The following is a 25,610-nucleotide window of genomic DNA, read 5'->3' as shown; positions in this document are numbered from 1 at the left end:
GGACCATGATCCGCTATGGCACCAACCCGATCGCCTGGGCCAACGACGACGACCAGACCATCGGCGCCCATATCCCGACCGAACAGATCCTGCACGAGGCGGGCGAGGTCATCGGCTTCGACGGGATCGAGAACGGCCACCGCTGGCCCGACGATCCGCAGGAGTTGAAAGGCCTGCTGGGACAATACGGCCTGGCCTTCATCTCGGGCTGGTATTCCACGAACCTGCTGACCGGCAGCGTCGCCGACGAGATCGCCGCCGTCCAGCCGCATCTGGCCAAGCTGAAGGCCAATGGCTGCACGGTCTGCATCGCCTGCGAATGTTCCAACACCGTGCATGGCAGCCCCGACGTGGCCGTGAACGGCCGGCCCCGGCTGACGCCAGAGGAGATGGCCGAATTCGGCCGCAAGATCGAGGAATTCGCGGCCTATGTGGCGTCCCAGGGCGTCACCCTGGCCTATCACCACCACATGGGCACAGTGGTGGAATCGCCCGAGGAGATCGACGCCTTCATGGCCGCGACCGGGCCTGCCACGCAGCTGCTGTTCGATGCGGGCCACTGCGCCTTTGGCGGGGGCGATCCCGTGGCAGTGCTGCGCCGACATGCCGGGCGCGTGGCGCATTTCCACGCCAAGAACATCCGGCGGGACATCACGCAGCGGGTCCGGGCCGAAAACCTGTCCTTTCTGCAAGGCGTGCTGGCCGGGGCCTTCACCGTGCCCGGAGACCCCGAGGGCGCGATCGACTTCGTGCCGCTGCTGCGCATCCTGGCCGAGGCGGGCTATGACGGCTGGCTGGTGATCGAGGCCGAGCAGGATCCGGCGCTGCGCAACCCGCTGGAATACCAGTCGCTGGGGTTGCGGACCCTGAAGGCCGCCGCGGCCGAGGCGGGTCTGGACCGCGCCGCGGCCGCCTGATCCTCGCCCCGCAAGGACGGGGGCGCTTCGCCCCCCGTTCCCCCCCGAGGATATTTGCTCCAACGCAAAGGACCGACACCATGAGCGTTCTTCTTCGAAGGCCCCTTGGCCGCCACGGCGAGGTGCACCGGATCACGCCGCAATCGGCAGGCTGGCGCCATGTCGGCTTTTCGCTGCACCGCCTGCGCGCGGGCGAAAGCGTGGCCGAGGCCACCGGGGACAGTGAAGCGATCCTGGTCTTGGTCGAGGGCAAGGCCGCCATCACCGCCGCGGGCCGGGACTGGGGCATCCTGGGGGACCGCATGGATGTCTTTGAAAAGACCCCGCCGCATTGCCTCTATGTCCCGAACGGACAGGACTGGCGGGCCACCGCCGCCACCGACTGCACCATCGCCGTCTGCACCGCGCCGGGCCGGGGCGGGCATCCCGCCCGCCGAATCGGCCCGGACGGCATCGCCCTAACCCAGCGCGGCACCGGGTCCAACACCCGCTGGATCAACAACATCGCCATGGAGGCCGAGGATTTCTGCGACAGCCTGCTGGTCACCGAGGTCTTCACCCCCGCCGGCAACTGGTCGTCCTATCCCAGCCATCGCCATGACGAGGACGACTTTCCCCGCATCACCTATCTGGAGGAAACCTATTACCACCGCCTGAACCCCTGCAACGGCTGGGCCGTCCAGCGGGTCTATACCGACGACGGCAGCCTGGACGAGGCGATGGCGGTGCGCGACGGCGACGTGGTGCTGGTCCCGCGCGGCCACCATCCCTGCGGCGCACCCCATGGGTTCGAACTCTACTACCTCAACGTCATGGCAGGGCCACGCAGGGCCTGGCGGTTCGTCGCGGCGCCCGAGGTCGAAAGCATCATCGAACGCGACAAGGGCTGACAGGACGCCGCTTGCGGCGCCGTCGCGGTTCTTGGTAAGCCTTGCCCAAAACAACAGGCACGGCGGGGCAGGGCGATGAAGGCTATCTTGGGGTTTCGGACCGGCATGTCGCTGGCGGCATTGCTGGTGCTGGCAGGCTGCGGCCTGGGCGGGCGCATGTCCGCGCAGGAATGCATGGAGCGCGCCATGTATTTCGAATCGAATCGATCCAGCCGCGACGGCATGGTGGCTGTCGGCAGCGTGGTCATGAACCGGGTGCAGTCGGGCCAGTATCCGCGGTCGGTCTGCGGCGTCGTCGGGCAGAAGAACCAGTTCGCCTCGGGCGTTCTGTCGCGCAAGATGAACGACCGTTCCCTTCCCAAGGTCCGCGAGGCCGCGAGATCCGTCCTGCGGGGCGAACGGCACCCGCTGATCGGAAACGCGATGTTCTTTCACACGGCCGGGTACCGGTTTCCGTATGACAATATGCAGTATGTGCTGACGACCGGCGGCAACGCGTTCTATGAACGGCGCAAACGCCATCTGGTGACGCGTCCGGTCCCGCCCCGGCCGATCGAGGGCATCACCGGACGCTAGGCCGCCGCCGAGGCCGAGGAGCCGGTTAGCCCGGCTGCGGGTCAAAGCGTTGCAGCGTCAGTTCCAGCATATCCGCCGCATCCGGATCCCCAGAGCTGGGATGGTGGGGATGGGCGCTTTTCAGCATGACCCTTTCCGTTCGTCCCCCAAGGTCGATCCGGCCTTCGTGGCCATGTTCCAGCGACGCCGTGTCCAGCACCGCATCCGTGCGGAACTGGATATAGTCGCCCCCGGTTTCGGCGGTGCCCGTCAGCGGATCCAGCCCGTCCAGCATCAAGATGGCATCGGTCATCGGTCTTCCCCCGTGCTTGCAGTCAGCACAACCCCCAGGGCAGCCAAGACGTTCCGCCGCCGCGGACCCTAGCCCAGCAGAGTGGTCGCCGGATTGTCGGCGATCTCGACATCCGCGTAGTACCGCTGCGCCTGCGCGGGGCTGCGGTGCAGCGACAGGGCCATGGCGGCGGGCAGGGGGGCGCCGTCAAGCGCGGCCTGGGTCAGGAAACCGGAACGCAGCCCGTGGGCGCTGGCGAAATCGGGCGGATAGCCCGCCAGGACCAGGCGGTGGCGCACGATGTCGCGGATCCCTTCGGGACCAAGGCGGCGTGTCAGCACGCGGTCGGACAGGCTGACGGGGCGGAACAGCGGGCCGGTGTCGATGCGGGCCACGGTGATCCAGGCCATCACGGCGCGGGCCGGGCGGCCCTTCAGCGGCAGGCGGGGGGCCAGGTCGGGACCGGTCGTCTTGGTCGCCAGCAACCGGATCCGCAGCAGGCCCTGGGCGTCGAAATCGCGCATGTCCACATCGTCCAGGTTCAGGGCCGAAATCTCGGACCGCCTGCGCCCGCCCGAGGCCCAGCCCAGCATCAGCAGCGCCTTGTCGCGCAGGCCCCGGTGGCTGTGATCGCATGTGGCCAGCATCGATTCCAGCACGGGGCGGGTGATCGGGTTGTCGGACTTGCGCGCCCGTGGCCGCGCCGCCGCCCGCCGCGCCCGCGCGCGGGCCTGACACACCAGAGGCGCGTCAAAGGGCGATGGCAGGTTCTGCATCCGGTGGAAGGCCCGCCAGCTGGCGATGCGCCGGTCCAGCGTCGCCGGGGCGGGGCAGGCCAGCGTCCGGCGCAGCCCCGCCGCGATCAGCGCCAGGGCCGCATCCTGCGCGGGGCCGGGGGCATCCGACAGATCCAGCGAATGATCCAGCAGGAACCGCAGCGCCACGGATTCGGATTCCGGCCAGTCCAGGACCGTGCCGAAGGACGCCTGTTTCCACGCCGCGATATAGGCCAGATCGCGTTCCCAGGCCCGCAAGGTGTTGGCGGGCGTGCCGCGCCGGTACAGCGCGGTCAGCGCCTGGGCCTGGTCGGGCGGCAGGGTCAGGGGGGCAAGGGGCAGATCCATGGGACGCAGGATGCGGCGGATCGGTGGGCCTGCGCAAGCCTACCACGGGATCGGGGCGCCGAAGCGGTCCAGGAAACCGCCGCTGTCGTCCGGGGTCAGCCGGCCGATGGCGTCCAGCAGGGCGGTCGCGGCCTCCGCCGGTTCCAGCACCTGCAAGCCGGTCTTGGCGAACCTTTCCGACAGCCGGGTCGCCACGGTGCCGGGATGGAAGGCCGCGCAGACCGCCTGCGGATGGCTGCGGCACAATTCCACCGCCGCCGTGCGGACGATCTGGTTCAGCGCGGCCTTGGACGCGCGATAGGAATGCCAGCCGCCCAGCCGGTTGTCACTGACGCTGCCGACCTTGGCCGACAGGACCGCGAACACCGCCCGTCGATCCTTGGGCAGCAGCGGCGCAAAATGTTTCAGGATCAGCGCCGGGCCGATGGCGTTCACGGCAAAGGCGGTGGTCATCGCGGCGGGGTCCAGGGCGCGCAGGGCCTTTTCCGGCTCGACCCCCGGCCCATGCAGCAAGCCGGTCGCGACGATGACCAGCGTGGGCGTTCCGGCGTCGGCCACCCGCTGCGCGGCGCGGGCGATGCTGCCTTCGTCCGTCAGGTCCAGGCCGGGGCGCGACAGGCCGATCACCGCGCGGAACCGGCCTCTGGCCCGCACCTGGTCCGCCAAGGCCGCCCCGATCCCGCCCGAGGCGCCGACCACCACCGCCACGCCGTCCCGATCCACCCCCGCCCCCTGCATAGTTTTTCTAATGCACCGTCCCAGAATATTGTCGTTTGCGGAAAAGGCCATGGGGGGCGTAGCTGTTGTCCCGACACCCTTGCGTTTCAGGAGGCCGCGACATGACCCCCCGGATGGTGCTGGAAGGCATCTACACCCCGCTTATCACACCATTCCACGCGGACGGGTCGTTCGATCTTGATGCCCTGGCCCAACTGATCGAACGCCTGATCGACGCGGGCGTGCACGGCCTGATCTCGGGCGGATCGACCGGCGAAAACTATGCCGAGACGGTCGAGGAGCGGCTGGAACTGGCGCGCTTCATCACCGAACGCACGAACGGCCGGGTGCCCGTCATCGTCGGCACCGGGGCCATGCGCACGCCCGACAGCATCGCCCTGGCGCAAGGGGCGCGGGACATGGGGGCGGACGCGATCCTGCTGGGAACGCCGCCCTATTCCGTGCCCACGGAACAGGAAAACGCCCTGAACGCCCTGGCCATCGACCGGGCCTGCGGGCTGCCGATCATCCTTTACAACTATCCCGGCCGCATGTCGGTCGAGATGGGGACCACCTTCCTGGACCGCGTGGGCCGGTCCGGGAACGTCATCGGCATCAAGGAAAGCTCGGGCGACATCAACCGGGTGCATCTGCTGGCGCGGGACTATCCGCATATCCAGATGTCCTGCGGCATGGACGACCAGGCGCTTGAATTCTTCGCCTGGGGCGCGCGCAGCTGGATCTGCGCGGGGTCGAACTTCCTGCCCGAGGAACACATCGCGCTGTATCGGGCCTGCGCGATGGATGGCGATTTCGACAGGGGCCGCCGGATCATGTCGGCCATGCTGCCCTTGATGCGGGTGCTGGAACAGGGCGGCAAGTTCATCCAGTGCGTCAAGCACGGGGTCGAGGTGACGGGCCTGCGCGCCGGACCCATGCGCCCGCCGCTGAAGGGGCTGAACAAGGACGAAAAGCGGGCGTTGGAACAGGTGATCCGCACGCTGAAAACCACCGTTGCCGCGATCACGGAAGGGAACCGGGCATGAGCGATCTGCTGACCACCGAGGAATACAAGGCCATCGCCGCGTCGCTGGTGCTGCCGCAGAACGCCTTCATCGACGGCGGCTTTCGCCCCGCGATCAGCGGCAAGACGTTCACCACCACCAACCCCGCCACGGGCGAGGCGCTGACCGAGGTCGCCGCATGCGATGCCGCCGACGTGGATCTGGCCGTGGAAAAGGCGCGCGAGGCCTTCGAGGACGGCCGCTGGTCGCGCCTGCACCCGGCCAAACGCAAGGACGTCCTGATCCGGCTGGCCCGGCTGATGGAGCGCAACGCCCGCGAGCTGGCGGTGATGGAGAGCCTGGACGCGGGCAAGACCATCTTTGACTGCGAAACCGTGGACGTGCCGGAAACGATCCATGTGCTGAAATGGCACGCCGAACTGATCGACAAGATCTATGACCAGGTGGCCCCGGCGTCCGACAACCACATCGCCATGATCCTGCGCGAACCCGTGGGCGTCGTGGGGCTGGTGCTGCCCTGGAACTTTCCGCTGCTGATGCTGGCTTGGAAGATCGGCCCGGCGCTTGCCGCCGGGTGTTCGGTGGTGGTCAAGCCCGCCGCCGAGACGTCCCTGACCGCGCTGCGCGTGGCGGAACTGGCAGTCGAGGCCGGGCTGCCGCGCGGCGTGCTGAACGTCGTCACCGGATCGGGCGCGGACGTGGGCGAACCGCTGGGCCGCCATCCCGACGTGGACATGGTCAGCTTTACCGGATCGACGGTGACGGGCCGCCGGTTCCTGCATTATTCCGCCGACAGCAACCTGAAAGAGGTCGTGCTGGAACTGGGCGGCAAGAACCCCTGCATCGTGCTGGACGATGCCGAGGATCTGGATGCCGTCGCGGCCCACGTCGTCAACGGCGCCTTCTGGAACATGGGCCAGAACTGTTCCGCAGGTTCCCGCCTGATCGTGCATCGCGGCATCCAGGATGCGCTGATGGACCGGATCAAGGCCCATGCCCGAGAATGGATTCTTGGCGATCCGCTGGATCCGCAGGTCCGCGTCGGCGCCCTGGTCAGCCCCGCGCATTTCGGCAAGGTTTCGGCCTATCTAAAGGCCGCGCAGAGCGAAACGATCCTGCTGGGCGGCGCGTCCCCGGCCAACGGCTTCATCGAACCCACCATCGTCCAGACCGCGCGGGATTCGAAACTGGCCGTGGAAGAAATCTTCGGGCCGATCCTGACCGTGATCCAGGTCGCCAGCTTCGAGGAAGCCATCGCGGTCGCCAACGACACCGAATACGGGCTGGCCGCGTCAATCTTTACCGCCAACGGCAAGCGGGCGCTGCGCGGCGCGCGGATGCTGCGGGCGGGAACGGTCACGGTCAACAGCTTTGGCGAGGGCGACATTTCCACCCCTTTCGGCGGCTACAAGCAGTCGGGCTTTGGCGGGCGGGACAATTCGATCCACGCCCATGACCAGTACACTCAGCTGAAGACCATCTGGCTGGACCTGACCGACCATTCGGACGCGGGCGTGGACTGACATGGCGGTCCATCAGGCCAGCCGCACCCCGGTCTTCAACGGCCCTGCCGGGTGGAGCGTCATCCTGCCCCCCGTCCATCCCCGCGCGCGGCTGGAGGGGCAGGCGGGCTGCGACGTGGCCATTGTCGGCGGCGGCTTCGCGGGCCTGTCGGCGGCCCGGCGCCTGCGCCAGATCGACCCCCATCTGGACATCGCCATCGTCGATGCCGCGCGGATTTCCGACGGGGGCACCGGGCGCAATTCGGGCTTCATGATCGACCTGCCGCACGAGTTGACCTCGGGCGATTATGCGGGATCAGGCGACAGCCACGACCGGCAGTTGACCCGCCTGAACCGCCACGCCATCGACTTCGCGGCGCAGGCGGTGGGGGACTATGCGATCCCGCAGGGCTATTTCCAGCGGACCGGCAAGATCAACGCGGCGGCCTCGAAACCCGGCCTGGACGGCAACATCCACTATGCCGCCCATCTGCGCGAGTTGGGCGAACCGCACGAGATGCTGGACGCGCAGGCCATGCGCGAGATCACCGGGTCGGCCTATTACCAGGGGGGCCTTTACACCCCCGGCACGGCGATGCTGCAACCGGCGGGCTATGTGCAGGGCTTCGCCGCGGGGCTGGAACGCGGCGGGGTGCGGATCTACGAGAATTCGCCGGTGCTGCGCATCGAAAGCGGGAATGGCTGGAGCCTGGCGACCGAGCGGGGCGAGATCCGCGCGCCCAGGGTCATCATGGCCAACAACGGCCACCTGGAAAGCTTCGGCTTCAAGCGCGGGCGGCTGATGCATGTCATGCTGAACGCCTGCATGACCGAGGAGCTTTCCCCGGATGCCATCCGCGCGCTTGGGGGCCAGGAATGCTGGGGCGCCACGCCCGCCGATCCGATGGGCACCACCGTGCGGCGCATCGGCCCCGCGCAGGGCGGCAACCGCATCGTCATCCGGCAGGGCGGCTATTACCGCCCGGACATGCAGACCAGTGCGCGTGATCTGGCCCGTGTCGTGCGCGCGATGCGCCAGAAATTCGACGACCGCTTTCCGATGCTGCGGGGCGTTCCGTTCCAATATTCCTGGTCGGGCCACCTGTGTCTGTCGCGAAACAACGTCTCGGTCATGCGGGAACTGGAACCGGGCCTGTATGCGGCCTGCGTCCAGAACGGGCTGGGCACCGCGCGTGGCACGCTGACCGGCATCGGCGCGGCCGAACTGGCGACCGGGAACACCAGCGACATCACCGCCTTCTTCACGTCCGAGGCCGAGCCGGTGCGCCTGCCGCCTCATCCCTTCGACACCATCGGCGCCAACGCCTATATGCGCTGGAAAGAATGGCAGGCCCGGCTAGAATGATCCCCCGTCAGCAACGGGATCTTGCCGCCATGCCGCCGATCAAGCGCCGCTATCTGCCCTCGCTCGGGTCTTTCGCGACCTTCGAGGTGGCGGCGAAACACCTGAGCTTTACCTTGGCTGCGCGGGAACTGAACGTCACCCAGGGCGCGATCAGCCAGCAGATCCGCCTGCTGGAACGCGCCTTGGGGGTGGACCTGTTCCTGCGCAAGCACAATGCCCTGGAACTGACGCCCGAATGCATCAGCCTGGCCGCCGCGGTCAGTGACGGGCTGGACCGGATCAGCGCGGGCGTGTCGGTCATCGCGGGCGACGATGGGCCGGAAACCATCACGGTGTCGGCCACCGACGGCATGGCCAGCTTTTGGCTGAAGCCGCTGATCGACAGCTTTCGCCAGGCCCATCCCGACATCGGCTTCGTGGTGCTGGCGTCCGATGCCGACGACACCCTGCGCAACTATTCCGAGGTGGACCTGTCGATCCTGTGCGGCAACGAACGCTGCGAGGTGGGCGAGGAACTGCATTTCCTGTTCCCCGAGGTGGCCCAGCCCGTCTGCACCCCGGCCTATCTGGCGCAGCATGGCCCCTTTGACGACGCGGACAGCCTGAACCGCGCGAACCTGCTGCACCTGCACGACCGCCACTGGTCCGCCGACGCGATCGGGTGGCAGCCGCTGGGCTGGAAGGAATGGTTCGCGGCCCAAGGCGCCGTCTGGGCCGGGCGGCCGTCCAGCCTGTCCACCAACAAGGTCAACCTGTTGATGGCCGCGACCCTGGCGGGAGAGGGCGTGATGCTGGGCTGGCAGCACATGGTCCGCGCGTCCCTGCGCGACGGCAGGCTGGTGCTGGCCCATCCGGGTCCGTTGACCATCGGCCGGGGCAATTTCCTCAACTGCCGCCAGAAATCCCTGCGCCGACCGGGGGTCGCGGGTTTTGTGGATCACATGCTGGCGTCCCTGAGGCCCTGACGGGCTGCGCCTAGAATTTCTAATGCGCCACCGCAGGATATTCTCGTTTGCCCCGACGGCAACCGATGGCGGATAACCATGGGCAGCCGGGGACGGGAGCCTCGGAGGGACCGCGACCGACGGACCCGGTCATCAGGAAAACGCCAGCGGGGCCATGATCCCGACCGCCGCCTTCGGCGCGGCGCCGGGTAAACCCTTGCCCGCCGACTGGCCCGACAGAGAGGAGAATCGATGCACAATTTTTTTACCACGATCCTGGCAGGCGCCGTCGCCCTGGGTCTTGCCGCCCCGGCCATGGCCCAGGACGACAAGGTCATCAAGATGGGCACGATGGCCTGGGAGGATCTGACCCCGATCGCCGGCATCACCAAGAAGGTGCTGGAGGACAAGGGCTTCACTGTCGCGGTGACCGAATTTTCGGAATGGGGCATCGCCTATGCCGCCCTGGCCAAGGGCGACGTGCAGGTCATGGTGTCGCAGATCGACTATGCCGCCTCGGATTACTGGGACCGCAACAAGAGCCGGCTGGAAAAGATTTCCCCTGTATCGCACGGGCTGTACCAGGGCATCGCGGTGCCCCGCTATGTGACGATCGATTCCATCGAACAGTTGAATGAAAACGCCGACCAGTTCGGCGGCCGCATCGTGGGGATCGAGCCGGGCGCGGGCGTCATGCGCGAAGCCGCCGACGTGGTGTCGCAATACGGCCTGGACCTGCAACTGGTCGAAGGCAGCACCGCGGCCATGACCGCCGCGCTGCAATCCGCGACCGACCGGCAGGAACCCATCGCCGTAATCGTCTGGGAACCGTCGTGGATGGTCCAGAAATACGACACCAAGTTCCTAGCCGACCCCAAGGGCATCTTCGCCCCGCCCCAGACCTATTACTGGATCGGGCAGGACGGCTTTTCCGCCGAAAACCCCGAGGCGCGCGAGATCCTGGCCAGCGTCTATGTGCCCCTGGCCGACATCACCGCGATCAACGCCGCGGTCAACGGCGGCAAGACCATGGACGAGGCGGTCGCCGACTGGACCGAGGCCCATGCGGACCTGATCGGCCGCTGGAGCAACATCAAGGCCTATTGATCCCGCCGGGCGGCCCCAGGCTGCCCGCTCTCCAACCAGGAAAACGACAGGGTGGCCATGGAAAGCAACGAGGTTCTGATCGACTGCCGGTCGGTGTGGAAGGTCTTCGGCGAACGCTCGCGCGAGGCGATCGGCGCGATCACCGGGCGGGGCTTGGGCAAGCAGCAGGTGCTGAGGGAGTTCGGCTGCGTGGTGGGCGTGTCGGACGCCAGCCTCCAGGTGCGGCGGGGAGAGATCTTCTGCGTCATGGGCCTGTCGGGGTCCGGCAAGTCCACGCTGATCCGCCTTCTGAACCGGCTGATCGAACCCAGCCTCGGCACCGTCACCGTCAAGGGCCGCGACATCGCCGCCATGGACGCGGCCACCCTGCGCGAGACCCGCGCCCGCCACATCGGCATGGTGTTCCAGTCGGTGGCCCTGCTGCCGCAGCGCACGGTGCTGGAAAACGCGGCCTTCGGCCTCGAGGTGCAGGGGGTGGGGCGCGAGGACCGCAACCGCGCGGCCGAGGCGGCCTTGGCCAAGGTCGGGCTGTCGGACTGGATCCAGCGTTATCCCCGCGAACTGTCGGGGGGCATGCAACAGCGGGTGGGCCTGGCGCGCGCGCTGACCGCCGACCCCGAGATCATCCTGATGGACGAACCCTTCAGTGCCCTGGATCCCCTGATCCGTCGCCAGTTGCAGGACGAGTTCCGTCAGCTGGCCAAGGATCTGGGCAAGTCGGCCGTGTTCATCACCCATGACCTGGACGAGGCGATCCGCATCGGCGACCGCATCGCCATCATGAAGGACGGCGTCATCATCCAGGACGGCACCGCCGAACAGATCGTGATGAACCCCGCCGATCAATATGTCGTGGACTTCGTGGCCGGCATCTCGCGCCTGCATCTGGTCAAGGCCCATTCGGTGATGATCCCCGTGGACCAGTGGCGCCGCCAGTGGCCCGGGGTGTCGCTCGACAGCTTGCCGCAGTGCTCGCCCGATGCGGATATCGACGCGCTGATCGGCAAGATCACCGGCACGGGCAGCGATGCCATCGCGATTGCCGATAATGGACGCATCGTCGGCGTCGTCACCACGCGCAGCCTGCTGCTGGGCGTGCGGGGCGATGCCGAACCCCGCGCCGCAGCATAGGGGGCAGCATGGAACGCTTTGTCACCACCTTCGACCGCGTGGTCGATGACGCGCTGTTCTGGCTGACCGACCACGCTGCCTTTGTCTTCGACGGTATCCGTGCCGTGCTGGAAGGGCTTTATGACGCTGCCCTGTGGCTGCTGATGCTGCCGCCCTTCTGGGCCGTGGCCGGTCTGGCCGGGCTGATCGGCTGGCGCGTCCTCGGCCCGGCCTTCGGGATCGGCTCCGCCCTAGCGCTTGCCGCCTGCCGGGCCATGGGCCTGTGGGAGGAGACCATGCAGACCCTGGCCCTGGTGGTCGCGGCCAGCGTCATCGCCCTGGCGATCGGCGTTCCGCTGGGCGTCCTGGCCGGGCTGATGCCGCGCCTGGACCGCGCGCTGACCCCGGCGCTCGACCTGATCCAGACCCTGCCGCCCTATATCTATCTGCTGCCCGCCATCGCGCTGATGGGCTATGGCCCCGCCACCGCCCTGGTGGCCACCGTGATCGTCGCGATGCCGCCCGCGATCCGCCTGACATCGCTGGGCATCCGCCAGACCCCCGCCGCGTTCCTGGAACTGGGCCAGGCCATCGGCGCCAGCCGCGGCCAGATGCTTTGGAAGATCCGGCTGCCCTTCGCCGTCCCGTCGATCATGGCGGGCATCAACCAGAGCCTGATGATGGCCTTTGGCATGGTCGTAATCGCAGGCATCGTCGGATCGGGCGGCCTGGGCGAGACGATCTATGGCGCGATCCGCACGCTGGACATCGCGACATCCATCAATGCGTCCATCGCCATCGTCGTGCTGACGATGCTTCTGGACCGCCTGACCCAGGCCACCGCGAGGAAACCCTGATGACCTTCAACCCCGGCGCCGTGCTGGCCCCGTCGATCGACTGGCTGAACGCCAATTTCCACGGGGTCTTCGCGGTCGTCACCCAGGTGATCGAGACGGTCCTGGGCGGCATCGAATCCGCCCTGCTGGTCCTGCCCGCCGGTGCCGTCATCGCCATCGTCGTCGTCCTGGCCTTTTTCGCCGCCGGCCTGTGGGTCGCGGTTCTGGCCTTGGGCTGCCTGGGCTTTTGCTGGATCGGCGGGCTGTGGCAGGCATCCATGCAGACCATCGCTCTGGTGGTCGTGGCCGTGGCCATCGCGGTGGCCATCGCCTTTCCCTTGGGCATCCTGGCCGCCCGCCGCGCACGGGTCGAGGCGACGCTGCGCCCCGTGCTGGACGTGATGCAGACTGTGCCGCCCTGGGTCTATCTGATCCCGGCGGTGATGATCTTTTCCCTGGGCCGTGTGCCCGCGATCATTGCCACCATCGTCTACGGCATCCCGCCGATGCTGCGCCTGACGACGTTGGCCTTCCGGGGTGTGCCGAACGACCTGAAGGAACTGGGTCAGGCCATCGGTGCGAAACCCCGCACGATCCTGTGGAAGATCGAGCTTCCGGCGGCCATGCCTACGCTGCTGGTCGGCCTGAACCAGTGCATTCTGCTCTCGCTCGCCATGGTCGTGCTAGCCGGCCTTGTGGGCGCGGGCGGCCTGGGCGCCGAGGTGACGCGCGGCCTGACCCGCATGGAAATGGGCCTTGGGCTGCGCGCCGGCCTCGCCATCGTCGCCGTCGCGGTGCTGGTGGACCGTCTCACACGCGGGGCGTTGGACCCAAAACCTCAACTCCCCTAGGAACACGGGTGGCGGTAAAGGGGGTTCGACCGATCCAGATGCGCCCCCATCGCCGCCACCGCCCCCTCGGCGTCGCGGGCGGCGATCCGATCCACGATCCCGTCGTGTTCCCCCAGCGTGATCCGCTCGTTGCCAGACCAGTGCAAGAGCACGCCGTGATACTGGAACAGCCACCGCAGCATCGCCTGGCTGGTCGCCATCAGGATGGGGTTCGCGGAAATCTGCGCGATGCGGGCGTGAAAGGCCATGTCGGCGGTCACGAAAGTCTCGGCATCGCCGATCCGGGCGCGCTGTTCGCCGACCAGGTCGCGCAGGTCGCGCACATCGTGAACGGTGGCGTTCTCGGCCGCCACGCGCACCAGCCCGCATTCGAACATGCGGCGCGCCTGCTTGAGATGCTCAAGCTGTTCGGGTTCCGCCGACAGCAGCATCCGCGCCGCGTCATCGACGCGGGCCAGCACGCTGCCCGCCGACAGTTCGTTCACCCGGCTGCGTTCGCCGTGACTGATGGTAATCAGGCCCATGGTGTGCATGTGCTGCAAGGCTTCCCGAACGGCAGGGCGGCCGACGCCGAAACGCTCCATCAGGTCGCGTTCCGACGGCACCGCCGCGCCGGGGGGCAGCTCGCCGCTGGCCATCATGTCGCGCAGCCGGTCAAAGATCTGATCGGACAGCTTGCGCCGGACGATCCGGTCGGGGGGGGCAAGCGGATCCTGTTTCATGGCGGCGGCCCTTGTCTGCGGTCTTGCGTCAAGCCATAGGCGAAGGCGGACGGCTTTGCCAGCCAAAGGGGTGGGGACCGTCCGGGGTCAGGTTGGCGGTCAGCGCGGCGTCGTCGAAAACCAGATCGGCGCGGCCGTCGGCAATGGCCGCACGGCGCACGGGCCTGCCCGCCTGCGCGGCCAGGGCCTGCACCACCGCCGCCACGGGCCGCAGACTGCCATCATCGCGGATCAGCCCGCGCGGCCCGTACAGCGCGGCGGGCGTCCAGACCGTGATTCCGGCGGGCGCGATGCTTGCCGCCAGCCCCAGCGTCCAGGCCGCGGCAAAGGCGCCGTCCTGCCGGGGGTCGTCGTCGGCCATGCACACGCGGCCGCGATCCGGGTTCGGGATCGGGCGGCTGCCATAAGGGTTCTGCCGCATGGCGATGGTGGACGGTCCCAGCCGGTAATCGCGGCCGCCGACGATCGCGCGGGCCGAGGCGAGGATATGCGGCGCGGCCTCCAGCGTTTCCATGACCGACTGGTCATCGGCGGCATGAACGATGGGGCAAAGGCCGTGGGTAATGAAATCCCATGCATCGGCAGGCGGGCGCTTGCGGTTCAGTTCAGGGAAAAAGCTGGCCACGCCGCCGCCCAGGGTCACGCCGGGAAAGGCCGCGCGGGCAGCGGCGTGGATCGCCTCGGCAGGCGGGCAGGGAGGCCATTCCGATCCCGGCGGGGTCGATTGCCGGTCCACCGAAGGGCACACCATCACCGACGCCACGCCCAACCCCGACAACGCCATATCGGCGGCATATCCGGCGAACTCGGCTTCCAGATCGCCCTTTGGGGGACAGGCGGCGATCAGTTCCAGGTCATAGGCGAGGTCTGGCAGGGCGGCTTGCAACGCGGCAAAGCCGCCCAATTCCGAAAGGCCGTGTCCTGCCGCGATGTCCAGATGGCACAGAACCCGTTGGGCGCCGATGCGGCGCAGGTGGTCGGGATTGGCCGCAGCGCGGCGGGCATCGGCGGGGGTCAGCACAAGCGCCGTTTCGGGGAAGGCCGCGCCCGGAGCCTCGGCCCGGATCGGCGCGACCGGATCGGCAGACTCGGCGGGGGTCCAGGCGATCCGCACCGCCTGCCGCAGCTCTTCGCCATCCCCGATGGCATAGGGCCATGGCAGGGCCAGCGGGCGGTTGTAGGTCTTGAAGGACGCATCGCCCCATTGGCGCTGATCCTCCATCTCGAACACATCGCCCTCAACCCGGCATTCGATGCGCAGCCCGCCCGCCTGATGGGTCAGGGACGTGATGTCCTGAAAGGGCTGCCAGGGTTCGATCAGCGCGGGGAAGCTCGCATCCTCGACGCCGCCCGGATGGCCGACGCGGACCGGGGCGCCCGCCACGCCCTCGATGGGGTGCAGGACGGTGAAACCCGCGCGGTTGGTTTCCACCGTGCCATGGGCCGTGGCGACCGCTTCGGCGATGAGGCCGTCCGGCGTCAGGGTCAGCGCGACCTGCACGTCCAGACGGCCCGCGCCCATGTCATACCGGGCGCCATAGGCGACACGCCCCCCGTCAAGGGCCAGGCCGGTTATCACCGGATCCACCGTGCCCCAGTCCCGGTCGCGGACCAGAAAGGACACCGCACGGATCGCCTCGACGCCGCCCACGCGCACATGGCGCAACTGCCCCGCCTCCAGCGTGGCCGTCGCCGCGCCCGCGCGCAGCACCTGTCCTTGGCGCGGCGGCTTGTCGGTGCCGTAAAGGGCGGTCAGGTCCATTCCGGCGCCCGCATGTCGATGCGCGTCCGGTCGGCGGCGGATCGATAGGCGGCCTCGACCAAGGCCAGCGTCCTGAGGTTGTCGTGCCCCGAGGTTTCGGGCTGCGTGCCACGGCGCAGGCAGTCCACGAAATGCGCCTGGATGATCCGCACGCTTTCCTGGATGTTGTGCCAGGGCCGTTCCGCCCAGGGCAGGACCGGCGGGGCCACGTCGCGGATCTGCTCGCCGCCCGCCTGGATCACCAGCCGGTATCCCGCATCCAGCCGCAGCGTGCCCTTGTCGCCGTCGATCTCCAGCAGGGTTTCCGGAAAGGTCTCGGGGAGGCGGCGGGTCGCGTAGGAGCAATCGACCACGCTGGTCACGCCGCTGTCATGTTCCAGCAGCATGGTCGCCACATCCTCGCCGCGGATCGCCGGGTTGATGCGCCGCGTGCTGGCCGCCAGCGTGGCCACATCGCCGAACAGCGCGCGCGCCACGTCCAGGATGTGGATGCCCAGATCCTGGATGATGAAGCGCGGATCGGTCGCCAGATAGGGCTGGCCCGAAAACACGTCATAGCCCGACCGAAAGCTGACCCGCCCGAAAAAGGGCCGGCCCACGGCGCCGCCGCGCACCGCCTCGATGGCCGCGCGGACCGCCGATTGCCAGCGGAAGTTCTCGTGCACCATCAGCGTCCTTCCCGCCGCATCGACGGCGGCGACCATGGCGCGGGCGTCCGGCATCGTTTCGGCAAAGGGCTTCTGGCAGATGACGTGGACCCCCGCCGCCGCCGCCAGTTCGACCAGCGGACGGTGGGATGCGACGGTGGTGGCGATGTCCACGAAATCCGGCGATTCCGCCGCCAGCATGTCGGCGGCGTCGGCATAGGGGCGGGCGCCGAAACGGGCCGCCGTGTCGTTGCGCCGCGTGGGATCGCGGTCGCAGACGGCCACGATGTCCACGCCTGGGATCCCGGCCCAGCCATGCATCTGGTTCTGCGCGAAGAACCCGCAGCCGATCAGCGCGCCTTTCATGTCACTTCCCCGCCTCGGCCTGCAAGGCGACGCGGGCCTGCAACTTCTGCTGCGCCTGATCGACCACCACGGCGGCGATGATGACAAGGCCCTTGATGACCGTTTGCCAGAACGACGACACGCCCATCATCACCAGCCCGTCCGACAAAACGCCGATCACGAAGGCGCCGACGATGGTGCCGCCGATCCGGCCCCGCCCGCCCGACATGGACGTGCCGCCCAGCACCGCCGCGGCGATCGCGTTCAGTTCGAACGACTGGCCGGTGGCCGGATGCGCGGCCACCAGTTGCGAGGAGATAATCAGCCCCACAAGCGCGGCGCAAAGCCCGCTGAACATATAGACGAAGAACTTGATCCGGTTGACCTTGACCCCCGACAGCGCCGCCCCGCGTTCGTTGCCGCCGACGGCATAGATATACCGGCCCAGGGGCGTGCGCCGCGCGACATAGGCCGCGATCCCTGCCACCACGATCAGCATCCAGATCGAGATCGGCAGGCCCAGCACGTTCCCCGCCCCGATCAGGCGAAAGGTGTCGGATCCGTATTCGGGATTGCCGTTCAGGTTCGGAAAGGTCCGCCCGTCCGAAAACAGCATCGCCGCGCCCCGGCAGACATACAGCGTCCCCAGCGTGGCGATGAAGGGCGCCACGTTCAGTTTCGTGACCAGAAAGGCGTTGACCGCCCCGATCAGGACGCCCACCAGCATCACGATCAGGCAGATCTCGACCGTGTTGAACTGGATCGACCAGCCAAGGCCGGGGTCGATGCCGTACAGCACCAGCCAGCCCGCGACCATGCCGCATAGACCGACAATGGATCCCACCGACAGGTCGATCCCGCCCGAGATGATGACGAAGGTCATGCCGATCGCCAGGAACGCGTTCAGCGCGACGTGCTTGGACATGATGACCATGTTCGCCGTGGACAGGAAATTCGGCGCGGCAAAGGCGAAAAAGGCAAAGACCAGGATCAGCGCGATGAAGGTCCGGGCCTTCAGCAGCACCAGAAGCAGGTTGGCGGGGGCGGCGGCGGCATGGGTCATGCGGCGGATTCCTTGATGGGGGCGTGGCCCTTGGCCGAGGCGGCGATGACAAGGGTTTCCGTGGCGTCCTTGCGGTCGAATTCGCCGGTGACGCGGCCGTTCGACATGACGACGATGCGGTCTGACAGGGCCATCAGCTCCTCCATGTCCGAGGTGACGAAGACGATGCCCAGCCCCTCGGCCGCCAGCTTGCGCATGGTGCGGAAGACCTCGGCCTTGGCGCCGATGTCGATGCCGCGGGACGGCTCGTCCATCAGCAGCACCTTGGGCCGGGTCATCAGCGCCTTGCCGATGACGACCTTCTGCTGGTTGCCGCCCGACAGGCTGGACACGGGATTTTCCATCGACGCGATCTTGACCGTCAGCCGTTTCACAAAGTCCCGCACGGTGCCGCGTTCCGTGCCCAGGTTCATGTGAAAGCCGGTGGTGAAGGCGGCCAGCGACGACAGCGTCATGTTCTCGCGGATCGACAGGATCTGCACCAGCCCGTCGTTCTTGCGATCCTCGGGAATCAGCGCGATCCCCGACCGGATGCGGCCCGCGACGGTCTTTGTCCGAAGCTGCTTGCCGTCCACGAAGATGCGCCCGCCCGAATGGGGGTGGCGGCCGATCACGCATTCCAGGAACTCGCTGCGGCCCGCGCCCATCAAGCCATAGACGCCCAGGATCTCGCCCGCGCGCAGCGACATGCCGACGTGATCGACGGCCATGCCGCCGCCCGCGCGGGGCAGGGTCACGTCCTCGGCCCGGAAGACCTCGGCGCCGTAAGGGTGGTCGATGTCCTTGGCGAAATCCCTGGATGCCTCGCCGATCATAGCGCGGACGATCCAGTCCACGTCCACGCCCGCCATCGAGCGCGCCCCGGTGATCGCGCCGTCGCGCAGCACGGTGATGTAATCGCCTATGCGGATCAGCTCCTCCAGCCGGTGCGAGATGTAGACGATGCCCACCCCCTGCCGCCGCAGGTCGGCGATGACCCGAAACAGGATCTCGACCTCGGCGGCGGAGAGCGCAGAGGTCGGTTCGTCCAGGATCAGGATGCGCGCGTCCTGGGCCAGGCTTTTGGCGATCTCGACGATCTGCTGCTGGCCCACGCGCAGGTCGCCCACCATCGCGTCGGGGTCGATGTCGTGTTCCAGCCGCCGCATCAGCGCGCGCGTGGCCCGGCGCTGCGCGGCCATGTCGATGTCGATGCGCCCGCGCGTGATTTCGCGGTTGATGAAGATGTTTTCCGCGACCGTCATGTTCGGGAACAGGTTCAGTTCCTGGAACACGATGCCGATGCCGTGGCGGCGGGCGTCGTCGGTGCCGTGGAAACGGACCTCGGCCCCGTTCATCAGAACCTGGCCCTCGGTCAGTTGCTCGACCCCGGCGATGACCTTCATCATCGTGGACTTGCCCGCGCCGTTTTCGCCCACCAGCACGTTGACCGCGCCCATGCGCAGGTCGAAATCGACGCCCTTCAGCGCACGCGTGCCGGGATAGACCTTGGTGCCGCCCCGGATCTGCAAGCCGATGTCCTGTGTCATGGCTGAATTTCCAGAAGGGTGGGCACGATCAGGACCGGATCCGTGGCGGCGCGCAACGTGGCCGCGCCTTCGAAGCGGACGGTCCGGCCGGTCAGGTCGCCCTCGGGCAGCGCAATGGCCCCATGGGCGCGGTCGTTCAGCGCGCGGGCCAGCTTGGCGAATTCGATCTGGTCACGATAATCGGTGAAGACGATGAAATCGGCCGCGTCGCGCAGCGCGGTGCCCCTGATGACCGGGCCAAGCTGGATCGTCACGTCGGCCTGGCCGTCGCCGGTCACGTCCAGGTCCATGGTGGCCGCGCGGGATTCCCGGTTCGCCTGAACCACGGTGCCCTGGCCTTTCAGCAGAAAGTTCCAGGCGCTGCCCTCGGCCTGGGGACGCACGCCATGGGCCTTGCCTGCGGCGTCAAGGCCGCCTTGCAGCGCCGTGGTCAGCACGGGCAGGTCGATGGCCTTGCCGCTGACATAGGGAACCAGTCGGGCGGCATAGATTTCGCCCGCCTTGGCGGCCATGCGATCCTCGTCCGTCTGGGCCGCGGCGTTTTCGCTGCCGGGTTCCGGGTTCGGGACGATCTTGCAGGCGCCAAGCGCCGTCAGGGCCAGCAGCAGGCCAAGGATCGCGGTCATCGCGCGCATCATGCGGGACTCCGGTGCAGGGGAAAGCGGCCCGGCAGCGCCGCCGGGCCAGCCGGGGATCATTCTGCCAGGGCAAAGGTTTCCAGCTTGTCGGCGTTGTCGCCGTTGATGAGCACGCAGTCCATCAGCTGCTTTTCATCCAGGCCGGTCGATCCGGTCTTCAGATACTGGTCGGCCTGTTCCACGGCCAGCTGCGCCTGGCGATAGGCCGGTTGCAGCACGGTCGCCTTGATGCCGCCCGCCTTGATGGAATCGCGCACGTCGTTCGACCCGTCGAAGCCCACCACGATCACGTCCGTGCGGCCCGCGGCCTCCAACGCGGCCCAGGCGCCCATGGCCATGGTGTCGTTGCCGGAAATCACGCCCTTGATCTCGGGATTGGCCTGAAGGATCGTCTCCATCACCGTATAGGCCTCGGTCTGGGACCAGTTGGCGGTCTGCTGGGCCACCATCTCCATGTTGGGATACTGGTCGATGATGTCGTGATAGCCGGACGACCGGATGCCCGCGTTGGTATCCGCCTCCCGGCCCAGCAGCTCGGCGTATTGGCCGGTCTCGCCCATCAGGCGCACGAATTCCTCGGCCCCCAGCTGCGCGCCCTGATAGTTGTTGGACACGATCTGGCTGACGGCGATGCCGGACTCCTTGATCTCGCGGTCGATCAGGAAAGACGGGATGCCCGCATCCTTGGCGTTCTGGACGGCGGCGACGGTGGCATCGGCGCCGGCATTGTCCAGGATGATCGCCTTCGCTCCCTGCGCGATGGCGGTGTTGAACAGTTCCAGCTGCTTGTTCGGATCGTCGTCATGGACCATGACCACGGTGTCATAGCCCAGTTCCTTGGCCCGCGCCTCGGCGCCCACGGCCTCGGCCTTAAAGAAGGGGTTGTCGTGACTGGGGGTGATGATCGCGATCAGCCCCTCGGCACTGGCAAAGGACGGCATGGCGGCGGTCATGGCCAGGCCAAGGGCCGAGATCATCAGCCGGCGGGTCAGTTTCATGGTTTTTCCTCCCTTGGGATCAGCCGGCTGCGCCGGTTCCTCTCTGACGTTTTCAGGCTGTGCGGGAAACGTCGTTCTGTCAACAGGTATGATGACATGACGATTTCTTTTCCGTCAGGTGATCCGGTCGATGCTGGCGGCGACCTCGTCCCACTCCAGCACCTTCTTCCAGTCGTCGCGCATCAGCATGGGGATGCCGAATTCGATGGCCTTGTTGCAGGCGTCGGAAAACTGGCCCTGCCGTTCCTCGAAGATGACCGCGCCCAGGATGTTCATATGGCCCAGCAGGAAATCGCGGGCGCATTCCTTGCTGACGCCGCTGCGGGCCACGACCTCGTCCATCGCCTCGCGCATGACCATCAGCAGGGATGCGCAGACGGTTTCCGACAGCCCCGGCTCCAGCATGGCCATCTGCTTGACGGTGACGTCGTAGCTGCGGGCCACGGGGGCATAGATGGCGCGGGCGATGCGGTCGCCCAGGTCGTAATGGTCGCGCGGACCTTGCATCAGGGCATTGACCACGCCTTGGCGGGCCGCGACGCCGCCGAAATGGTCGGCCCGTCCTTCGGGCGTCGATTCATCATTGAAAATAGGGGGATGACAGGGATGCGTGACAAAATAGGTGATGTCCGCGCGGTCTGGAAGATGCCCGGCAAAGGGGGCCGCGGCGTCCAGGACCACGATCATCGTGCCGGCGGCCACCTGCGGCACCACGGCCGCCGCGACCTTGCGGATCACGGTATCCGGCACGGCCAGGATCACGACCTCGGCCCCCGCCAGGGCGGCGTCGCCGTCCACGCAGTCGAAGCCCAGTTCGGATTTCAGGCGGTTGCGGCCGTCCTCGCTTACCTCGACATGGGCCACATGGAAATCCGTCTTGGCCAGATTCGCGGACAGGCGCACACCCATCTTTCCGCCCGCGCCGAACAGGGCAACCTTGGTCATTCCATCATCCTCCGCCGCAAGAATCAGTCTTGCCAAACTGGTATGATGAGATAATAACGATTACAGTCTGTCAAGGAGGGACGGGATGGCGCCGTGGGTGACATGGCTGGGCGACGATTTCACCGGATCGGCCGCGGTGATGGAGGTGCTGGCCTTTGCCGGACTGCCGTCGGTTCTGTTCACCGACATCCCTTCGGACGATCTGGCGGCCCGTTTCGCGGATCGGCGGGCTGTCGGTCTTGCCACGACCGCGCGCAGCCACGACCCCGCCTGGATGGCGCGAAACCTGCCTCCGATGCTGGAATGGCTGGACCGGCTGGGCGCGCCGATCCTGCATTACAAGATCTGCTCGACCTTCGATTCCGCGCCCCACAGCGGATCCATCGGCGCGGCGATCGAGATCGCGCTGCGGGCGCGTCCCGCGCGCGCCGTGCCCCTGTTGACCGCCGCGCCGCAGATGCGTCGCTATCAGGCCTTTGGCCATCTGTTCGCGGGCACGCTGGACGGGGTGTTCCGGCTGGACCGTCATCCGGTCATGGCGCGTCACCCGGTCACGCCGATGGGCGAATCCGACCTGTTGCGGCATCTGGCGACCCAGACCGACCTGCCTTCGGCGTTGATCGAGCTGGAAAGGCTTGCCGACCCGCGGTTCTTGCAGTCGATCCTGGCGACCGGCGCCCGGATCCTGTCCATCGACTGCATGGATCCGGCCAGCGAAACGGCGGCGGGGCGGCTGATCTGGGAAAACCGCGCGGAACTGGGCCTTGTCGCCGGCAGCCAGGGCGTCGAATACGCGCTTGTCCGCCATTGGCAGGACAGCGGCGCGATTCCGCCCGTGTCGCCGCCCGGCGGCGTGGCCCGTTGCGACAGGATCGTGGCGGTGTCGGGATCGGTGTCCCCCACCACCGCCCGGCAACTGGACTGGGCGGAGCGAAACGGATTCGCGCTGCTGCCCTTTGACGCCCGCGCCGTGACCGGCGGCGATGCCGACAGGGCGGCCGAGGAACGGCGCCTGACCCAGGCCGCCCGTGCCGCCGCATCGGCGGGCCACAGCCCGCTGGTCCATTCCGCATCCGGCCAAGGCCCGCAGGTCGATGCCTTTCGCGCGGCCCTTGCCCGCAGCGGCATGGACCCCGCCGCCGCCAACCGCCGCATCGGGGAATCGCTGGGCCGGATCCTGGACGCGACGCTGCGCGCGACGAACATCCGGCGGGCGGTGATTTCGGGCGGGGACACGTCGGGGCACGGAATGCGGCAGCTGGGGCTGTCGGCGCTTGTCGCGGTGGCGCCGACCGTTCCCGGCGCGGCCCTGTGCCGGGCCTTTGGCGACGGTCCCCACGATGGGCTGGAGATCGCGCTGAAAGGCGGGCAGATGGGATCCGAGGATTACTTCGGCTGGATCCGCGATGGCGGCGGTCCAAGGGGGGCAAGATGACCGACCATATCCGCGTCACCTATCGCATCGAGACGCCGGGCAGCATCGCGGCATTGGCCGCAAAGATCGCCGCCGACCAGTCCACCGGAACCTTCACCGACCTGCCGGGGGAAACCGAGGCGCTGAAGGCCCGCCATGCCGCCCGAGTCGAGCGGATCGACCCCTTGCCCGACGCCGAAACCCCCGGCTTTCCGACCGACACGCCCGGTCCCTTTCACCGCGCCGACGTGACGATCGCCTGGCCCCTGGAGGCCATCGGCACCGACATCGCCGCGCTGATGACGATCACCGTGGGCGGCGTTCATGCCATCCGGGGGCTGACCGGCGTGCGCGTCATGGATTTCGACCTGCCGTCCGCCTTTGCCGGCCATCCCGGCCCGCAATTCGGCATCGCGGGATCGCGGCGCCTGATGGGGGTGTCCGAAGGCCCGATGATCGCGTCCATCATCAAGCCCTCGCTGGGGCTTTCGCCCCCGGATACCGCGCAGGTCGTCCAGATCCTGTGCGAGGCCGGGGTGGATTTCATCAAGGACGACGAAAAGCTGATGTCGCCCGGCTATTCGCCGCTGGCGGCGCGGGTCGATGCGATCATGCCGGTGATCCGGCGCCACGCCGACCGGACCGGCAAGACGGTCATGTACGCCTTCGGCATCTCGTCCGCCGACCCGGACGTGATGATGCGCAACCACGATCATGTTCTGGCGGCGGGGGGCAATGCGGCGGTGGTCAACATCAATTCGGTGGGCCATGGCGGCATGGCCTTCCTGCGCAAGCGGTCGGCGCTTTGCCTGCACGCGCACCGCAACGGCTGGGACATCCTGACCCGCCATCCGGCCCTGGGGATGGAGTTCCGCGCCTATCAGAAAATCTGGCGCTTGCTGGGCGTGGACCAGTTCCAGATCAACGGGATACGGGCGAAATATTGGGAACCGGACGACAGCTTTGTAAAATCTTTCCATGATGTGATGACGCCGATCTTTTCCGATGCCGACCGGCCGCTGCCTGTGGCCTGTTCCGGCCAGTGGGGCGGGCAAGCGGTGGAAACATATGAACGCACCGGCCGCACGCTGGACCTGATGTATCTGGGCGGCGGCGGCATCCACGGCCATCCGAACGGCCCCGCGGCGGGCGTGCGCGCCATTCGCCGCGCGTGGCAGGCCGCCGCGGCGGGCGAGACGTTGCAGGCCGCCGCCAGGGATCACCCGGACCTTGCGGCGTCGCTGGCGAAATGGGGCTGAGCCGTCAGGGCAGCAGCACGACCGATCCTTGGGTGCGGCGGTTTTCCATGTCGTCCTGCGCGCGGGCTGCGTCGGCCAGGGGATAGGTCGTGACCTGCGGGGGCGCCAGCGTCCCGTCCGCCATGGCCGCGAACAGGCGCTGCGCCGCAGCCTTGTATTCGGCGCGGTCCGCGGTGTAATGCGCAATGGATGGGCGGGTCAGAAACAGCGATCCCTTGGCCCCCAGCGACGCCACGGCCAGCGGCGCGACGGGACCGGAGCTTTCGCCGAAGCTGACAAGAGTGCCGCGCGGCGCCAGACTGTCCAGCGACCCGGCAAAGGTGTCGGCGCCGACGGAATCATAGGCGACCCGCACCCCCTTGCCACCGGTGATCCGACGGACGCTGGCGGCCACGTCCTCCGACCCGGTGACGATGACATGATCGCAGCCGTTGCGGCGCGCGGCATCGGCCTTGGCGCCGGATCCGACCGTGCCGATCACCTCGGCGCCGATGGCTTTCAACCATTGGCAGGCGATGGACCCGACGCCCCCCGCCGCCGCGTGGAACAGCACCCGGTCGCCGGGCCGGACCGCGACGCAGCGGTGGATCAGGTATTCGGCGGTCAATCCCTTGAAGATCATCGCCGCCATCGTGGCGCTGTCGATGCCGTCCGGCACCGTGATGGCGCGTGCGGCGGGCAGGTTGCGCGCCGTGGCATAGGCCCCCGGCGGCCCGCCGACATAAGCCACCCGATCGCCCGGCGCGATGCCCGCGACGCCGTCGCCGATGAGTGTGACCTCGCCCACGCCCTCGACCCCCAGGCCGCTGGGCAGGGACAACGGCGCGGCAAAGACCCCCTTGCGGTGATAGATGTCGATGAAGTTCAGACCGATGGCCAGGTGGCGCAACTGGATCTCTCCCGGTCCGGGCGCGGGCAGGTCGATCCGGTCCAGGGACAGGACATTCCGCCCCCCGAAGCCCGAAATGCGAATGGCGTCGATCAGCGTGGTCATCCCGTCCTCCGTATGGCTGAATGGGACTGTCGCCGGAAACCGCGGCGCCGTCGACGCC

At 67.8% G+C, this 25,610-nt stretch carries 25 protein-coding genes; 13 read left to right on the top strand and 12 right to left on the bottom strand.

The annotated features are described in order from the left end of the window. The first annotated feature begins 5 nt into the window (after nucleotides 1–5). The 3 genes from iolE to CHB77_RS09505 all read left to right on the top strand — a co-directional run bounded on the left by iolE (nucleotide 6) and on the right by CHB77_RS09505 (nucleotide 2,383). Nucleotides 6–917, top strand: a complete 912-nt coding sequence (gene iolE / locus CHB77_RS09515) for a myo-inosose-2 dehydratase (RefSeq protein ID WP_089387969.1) — start codon at nucleotides 6–8, stop codon at nucleotides 915–917. An 80-nt stretch (nucleotides 918–997) separates the two neighbouring features. After that, nucleotides 998–1,807, top strand: coding sequence for a 5-deoxy-glucuronate isomerase (gene iolB, locus CHB77_RS09510; RefSeq protein ID WP_089387968.1), 810 nt, complete (start codon nucleotides 998–1,000; stop codon nucleotides 1,805–1,807). Nucleotides 1,808–1,912: 105 nt separating this feature from the next. Further along, nucleotides 1,913–2,383 carry a cell wall hydrolase gene (locus CHB77_RS09505; protein WP_089388054.1) on the top strand — a complete coding sequence of 157 codons (471 nt, stop codon included), beginning with the start codon at nucleotides 1,913–1,915 and terminating at the stop codon, nucleotides 2,381–2,383. A 25-nt stretch (nucleotides 2,384–2,408) separates the two neighbouring features. Here the strand turns inward: CHB77_RS09505 and CHB77_RS09500 are convergent, their stop codons facing one another. The 3 genes from CHB77_RS09500 to CHB77_RS09490 form a co-directional block, all read right to left on the bottom strand. Further along, nucleotides 2,409–2,675, bottom strand: a complete 267-nt coding sequence (locus CHB77_RS09500) for a hypothetical protein (RefSeq protein ID WP_089387967.1) — start codon at nucleotides 2,673–2,675, stop codon at nucleotides 2,409–2,411. Between the two features lie 68 nt (nucleotides 2,676–2,743). Further along, nucleotides 2,744–3,778: a tyrosine-type recombinase/integrase gene (locus CHB77_RS09495; protein ID WP_089387966.1), complete on the bottom strand. Its 1,035-nt coding sequence runs from the start codon at nucleotides 3,776–3,778 to the stop codon at nucleotides 2,744–2,746. A 39-nt stretch (nucleotides 3,779–3,817) separates the two neighbouring features. Continuing rightward, entirely contained in the window at nucleotides 3,818–4,501 is a 684-nt protein-coding gene (locus CHB77_RS09490; RefSeq protein WP_242626597.1) for an SDR family NAD(P)-dependent oxidoreductase, read from the bottom strand. 116 nt (nucleotides 4,502–4,617) lie between these two features. On the opposite strand from CHB77_RS09490, the gene CHB77_RS09485 reads away from it, so the two are divergent. The 8 genes from CHB77_RS09485 to CHB77_RS09450 all read left to right on the top strand — a co-directional run bounded on the left by CHB77_RS09485 (nucleotide 4,618) and on the right by CHB77_RS09450 (nucleotide 13,236). Further along, a complete protein-coding gene (locus CHB77_RS09485) occupies nucleotides 4,618–5,541 on the top strand; it encodes a dihydrodipicolinate synthase family protein (RefSeq protein WP_423212890.1) in 924 nt (307 codons plus the stop codon). After that, complete coding sequence (locus tag CHB77_RS09480) at nucleotides 5,538–7,043, top strand: aldehyde dehydrogenase (RefSeq protein WP_089387963.1); 1,506 nt, start codon at nucleotides 5,538–5,540, stop codon at nucleotides 7,041–7,043. Before CHB77_RS09485 ends, CHB77_RS09480 begins: the two co-directional genes overlap by 4 nt. A 1-nt stretch (nucleotide 7,044) precedes the next feature. After that, nucleotides 7,045–8,388 (top strand): NAD(P)/FAD-dependent oxidoreductase, encoded by a 1,344-nt coding sequence (locus CHB77_RS09475; protein WP_089387962.1) that lies wholly within the window; start codon nucleotides 7,045–7,047, stop codon nucleotides 8,386–8,388. Next, nucleotides 8,385–9,353: a LysR substrate-binding domain-containing protein gene (locus CHB77_RS09470; protein ID WP_242626598.1), complete on the top strand. Its 969-nt coding sequence runs from the start codon at nucleotides 8,385–8,387 to the stop codon at nucleotides 9,351–9,353. The genes CHB77_RS09475 and CHB77_RS09470 overlap by 4 nt, the downstream gene beginning before the upstream one ends. A gap of 231 nt (nucleotides 9,354–9,584) precedes the next feature. Continuing rightward, nucleotides 9,585–10,439, top strand: a complete 855-nt coding sequence (locus CHB77_RS09465; protein ID WP_089387961.1) for a glycine betaine ABC transporter substrate-binding protein — start codon at nucleotides 9,585–9,587, stop codon at nucleotides 10,437–10,439. Nucleotides 10,440–10,496: 57 nt separating this feature from the next. After that, nucleotides 10,497–11,570 (top strand): quaternary amine ABC transporter ATP-binding protein, encoded by a 1,074-nt coding sequence (locus tag CHB77_RS09460; protein ID WP_089387960.1) that lies wholly within the window; start codon nucleotides 10,497–10,499, stop codon nucleotides 11,568–11,570. An 8-nt stretch (nucleotides 11,571–11,578) separates the two neighbouring features. Then, nucleotides 11,579–12,406 (top strand): ABC transporter permease, encoded by an 828-nt coding sequence (locus CHB77_RS09455; RefSeq protein WP_089387959.1) that lies wholly within the window; start codon nucleotides 11,579–11,581, stop codon nucleotides 12,404–12,406. Beyond that, nucleotides 12,406–13,236, top strand: a complete 831-nt coding sequence (locus tag CHB77_RS09450) for an ABC transporter permease (RefSeq protein WP_089387958.1) — start codon at nucleotides 12,406–12,408, stop codon at nucleotides 13,234–13,236. The genes CHB77_RS09455 and CHB77_RS09450 overlap by 1 nt, the downstream gene beginning before the upstream one ends. Here the strand turns inward: CHB77_RS09450 and nanR are convergent. The 8 genes from nanR to CHB77_RS09410 form a co-directional block, all read right to left on the bottom strand. Further along, nucleotides 13,233–13,958, bottom strand: coding sequence for a transcriptional regulator NanR (nanR, locus tag CHB77_RS09445; protein WP_089387957.1), 726 nt, complete (start codon nucleotides 13,956–13,958; stop codon nucleotides 13,233–13,235). The two genes, CHB77_RS09450 and nanR, sit on opposite strands and share 4 nt — an antisense overlap. Nucleotides 13,959–13,986: 28 nt before the next feature. Further along, nucleotides 13,987–15,720 carry a D-apionate lactonase family protein gene (locus CHB77_RS09440; protein WP_089387956.1) on the bottom strand — a complete coding sequence of 578 codons (1,734 nt, stop codon included), beginning with the start codon at nucleotides 15,718–15,720 and terminating at the stop codon, nucleotides 13,987–13,989. Next, entirely contained in the window at nucleotides 15,711–16,733 is a 1,023-nt protein-coding gene (locus CHB77_RS09435) for a Gfo/Idh/MocA family protein (protein WP_089387955.1), read from the bottom strand. The genes CHB77_RS09440 and CHB77_RS09435 overlap by 10 nt, the downstream gene beginning before the upstream one ends. 1 nt (nucleotide 16,734) lies before the next feature. After that, a complete protein-coding gene (locus tag CHB77_RS09430) occupies nucleotides 16,735–17,775 on the bottom strand; it encodes an ABC transporter permease (RefSeq protein WP_089387954.1) in 1,041 nt (346 codons plus the stop codon). After that, entirely contained in the window at nucleotides 17,772–19,304 is a 1,533-nt protein-coding gene (locus tag CHB77_RS09425; protein WP_089387953.1) for a sugar ABC transporter ATP-binding protein, read from the bottom strand. The genes CHB77_RS09430 and CHB77_RS09425 overlap by 4 nt, the downstream gene beginning before the upstream one ends. Further along, the gene (locus CHB77_RS09420; RefSeq protein ID WP_242626599.1) at nucleotides 19,301–19,942 is read right to left on the bottom strand and encodes a DUF2291 family protein; all 642 of its coding nucleotides are present in this window, start codon (nucleotides 19,940–19,942) and stop codon (nucleotides 19,301–19,303) included. Before CHB77_RS09420 ends, CHB77_RS09425 begins: the two co-directional genes overlap by 4 nt. Before the next feature lie 56 nt (nucleotides 19,943–19,998). Beyond that, complete coding sequence (locus CHB77_RS09415; RefSeq protein ID WP_089387952.1) at nucleotides 19,999–20,940, bottom strand: D-ribose ABC transporter substrate-binding protein; 942 nt, start codon at nucleotides 20,938–20,940, stop codon at nucleotides 19,999–20,001. Between the two features lie 114 nt (nucleotides 20,941–21,054). Further along, a complete protein-coding gene (locus CHB77_RS09410; RefSeq protein WP_089387951.1) occupies nucleotides 21,055–21,885 on the bottom strand; it encodes a phosphogluconate dehydrogenase C-terminal domain-containing protein in 831 nt (276 codons plus the stop codon). An 85-nt stretch (nucleotides 21,886–21,970) separates the two neighbouring features. Between CHB77_RS09410 and CHB77_RS09405 the strand changes: the two genes are divergently transcribed. Both CHB77_RS09405 and oiaX read left to right on the top strand, forming a co-directional pair. Next, a complete protein-coding gene (locus tag CHB77_RS09405) occupies nucleotides 21,971–23,320 on the top strand; it encodes a four-carbon acid sugar kinase family protein (protein WP_089387950.1) in 1,350 nt (449 codons plus the stop codon). Then, the gene (gene oiaX, locus CHB77_RS09400; protein ID WP_089387949.1) at nucleotides 23,317–24,558 is read left to right on the top strand and encodes a 3-oxo-isoapionate-4-phosphate decarboxylase OiaX; all 1,242 of its coding nucleotides are present in this window, start codon (nucleotides 23,317–23,319) and stop codon (nucleotides 24,556–24,558) included. Before CHB77_RS09405 ends, oiaX begins: the two co-directional genes overlap by 4 nt. Nucleotides 24,559–24,562: 4 nt before the next feature. On the opposite strand, the gene CHB77_RS09395 is transcribed toward oiaX, so the two are convergent. Further along, entirely contained in the window at nucleotides 24,563–25,552 is a 990-nt protein-coding gene (locus tag CHB77_RS09395; RefSeq protein ID WP_242626600.1) for a quinone oxidoreductase family protein, read from the bottom strand. Nucleotides 25,553–25,610: the final 58 nt, after the last annotated feature.

Origin of the sequence: Paracoccus sediminis, from assembly GCF_900188295.1 — a bacterium.
Taxonomy (GTDB): Bacteria; Pseudomonadota; Alphaproteobacteria; order Rhodobacterales; family Rhodobacteraceae; genus Paracoccus; species Paracoccus sediminis.
Note: the sequence above shows the minus strand (reverse complement) of the source record. Positions and strands in the feature narration are given on the sequence as shown.